This window comes from Galbibacter marinus (assembly GCF_000300875.1).
In the GTDB taxonomy this organism is placed as follows: domain Bacteria; phylum Bacteroidota; class Bacteroidia; order Flavobacteriales; family Flavobacteriaceae; genus Galbibacter; species Galbibacter marinus.
On record NZ_AMSG01000058.1, the window covers coordinates 1 to 1,851 of the forward strand.

The 1,851-nt window shown below is 42.7% G+C and carries 2 protein-coding genes; both read left to right on the plus strand.

The window, feature by feature from the left end; translation table 11 throughout:
• Positions 1-269: 269 nt before the first annotated feature.
• Entirely contained in the window at positions 270-452 is a 183-nt protein-coding gene (locus I215_RS15530) for a hypothetical protein (RefSeq protein ID WP_008992941.1), read from the plus strand.
• A gap of 44 nt (positions 453-496) precedes the next feature.
• Positions 497-1,759 carry a group II intron reverse transcriptase/maturase gene (ltrA, locus tag I215_RS15535; RefSeq protein ID WP_008992942.1) on the plus strand — a complete coding sequence of 421 codons (1,263 nt, stop codon included), beginning with the start codon at positions 497-499 and terminating at the stop codon, positions 1,757-1,759.
• The last annotated feature ends 92 nt before the right edge of the window (positions 1,760-1,851 follow it).

A 1,851-nucleotide genomic window follows, 5' to 3' on the forward strand; every position in this document is an offset into this window, starting at 1 on the left:
CTTGTGTGTGCCCAGCATGGGCATCTTTATTATATCGAAGATATAATATTAATCTTGAGGGTGCAAGTCCCTTATGGGCAGGGGTAACGCCTTGAACCATTAGTAAGTCGCAAGGTTGCTAGTTGTGAAGCTAGGACTGAAAGAAGCGAGACTACAAATTTCGGTACTGAGGAACACGAACCATATACCGAGGCTATGAGGTCGGATGAGTAGGCACATAACTGCGAAGTCCCAAATATCTTATATAGATAAGCACCGAAGTAGTAGATATGGCAGGAATCGAAAGAAAGAAGATGTTCTTACCTGGGGAGGTCTCCGCAGCTACGAGTTGGCATAGCGGAGAAGTCAGCAGCGGTCATAGTAGTACTATTTGCTGGAAGGGTACGAAGGACCAAACGAAAATGGTTCTTAATGCGCTATGGAGCATGATGTTGTTAATGGTAGTCACCTAGATATTTTGTAGCCATAGCACAAGCGGAACAGTTAACAAATTAGTATGATAGCAAACGTATTAAAGAACAAAAACCTACAACAAGCGTACCAACGGGTATATGCTAATAAAGGGGCATCAGGGGTTGATAGTAAAACGGTAAACGATTTACTGCCCGACTTACAGAAGCACCAAAAGGCGTACATTCAAAGTATTCGAGAAGGAAATTACCAGCCCGCTCCTATACTGGGTATTGAAATCCCTAAATCTAACGGAAAGACTCGCCTCTTGGGCGTTCCCACAGTGGTAGATAGGGTGTTTCAGCAAGCCATACAACAAGTGCTGCAACCCATATTCGAGCAAGATTTCCAGACACACAGTTATGGTTTTCGTCCCAAGCGCAATGCCCACCAAGCTATGCAACAATCTTTAGCTAATATCAATCAAGGGTATCAATACATTGTAGATATCGACCTAGAGTCGTTCTTCGACAATGTAGAACATTACATCCTTTTAGAATTGCTATACAAGCGGGTAAAATGTGTTTATGTACTAAAATTAATTCGTCAGTTTCTGCGAGCACCAATTCAAATTAACGGCAAATTACACAAGCGTAGGAAAGGTGTACCGCAAGGTTCGCCATTGAGTCCGTTGCTGTCCAACATTCTACTGAATGAACTGGATAAACAATTAGAGCAACGTGGACTGCGTTATGTACGCTATGCCGATGATTTTAGCATTTACGTTAAGAGTTCGGAAAGTGCAAAACGAGTAGGTAATAATATTTACAAATACCTGCGAGACGAATTAAAATTACCCATCAACCGCAGCAAAAGTAAGGTGTGTCGCCCTCAAAAGTTCGAAATGCTAGGTTTTGGTTTTGTACCTACCTACAAGAAAAACGAAAAAGGGAAATATCAAGCGGTGGTAGCCAAGAGTAAATGGCAAAGTTTGAAGCGTTCGCTGAAATATCTGACCAAGAAAACGCTACCAATGAGCTTTGATGAGCGTATAGGGCGGTTAAATCTACTTATACGTGGCTGGGTTAATTATTTTAAACCAGCATCCATAAAAGGTAAACTTAAAAAGCTGGACGAATGGCTGCGAAACCGAATACGGTACTGCATTTGGCACGATTGGAAGAAACCCGAACGCAAACGGAAAAACCTAATTCGTTTGGGCATACCCCAAGGACAAGCCTATGCATGGAGTCGAACCAATATGGGAGGTTGGGCAGTAGCTCAAAGTCCTATTCTACGAACGACAATAACGCAATCTAAATTACAGAAAAGAGGTTATTTAAGTATGCTAACATACTATAAGGGTTAGTATCATTTTCGAACCGCCGTATACGCGACCCGTACGTACGGTGGTGTGAGAGGCGCACCGTGGACTCTTCGTTCACGGCCGTCTACTCGATT

Bases quoted from the DNA above. Each gene is read 5' to 3' on its own strand.
- I215_RS15530 (WP_008992941.1), top strand. From the start codon at position 270: ATGGCAGGAATCGAAAGAAAGAAGATGTTCTTACCTGGGGAGGTCTCC.
- ltrA (WP_008992942.1), top strand. From the start codon at position 497: ATGATAGCAAACGTATTAAAGAACAAAAACCTACAACAAGCGTACCAA.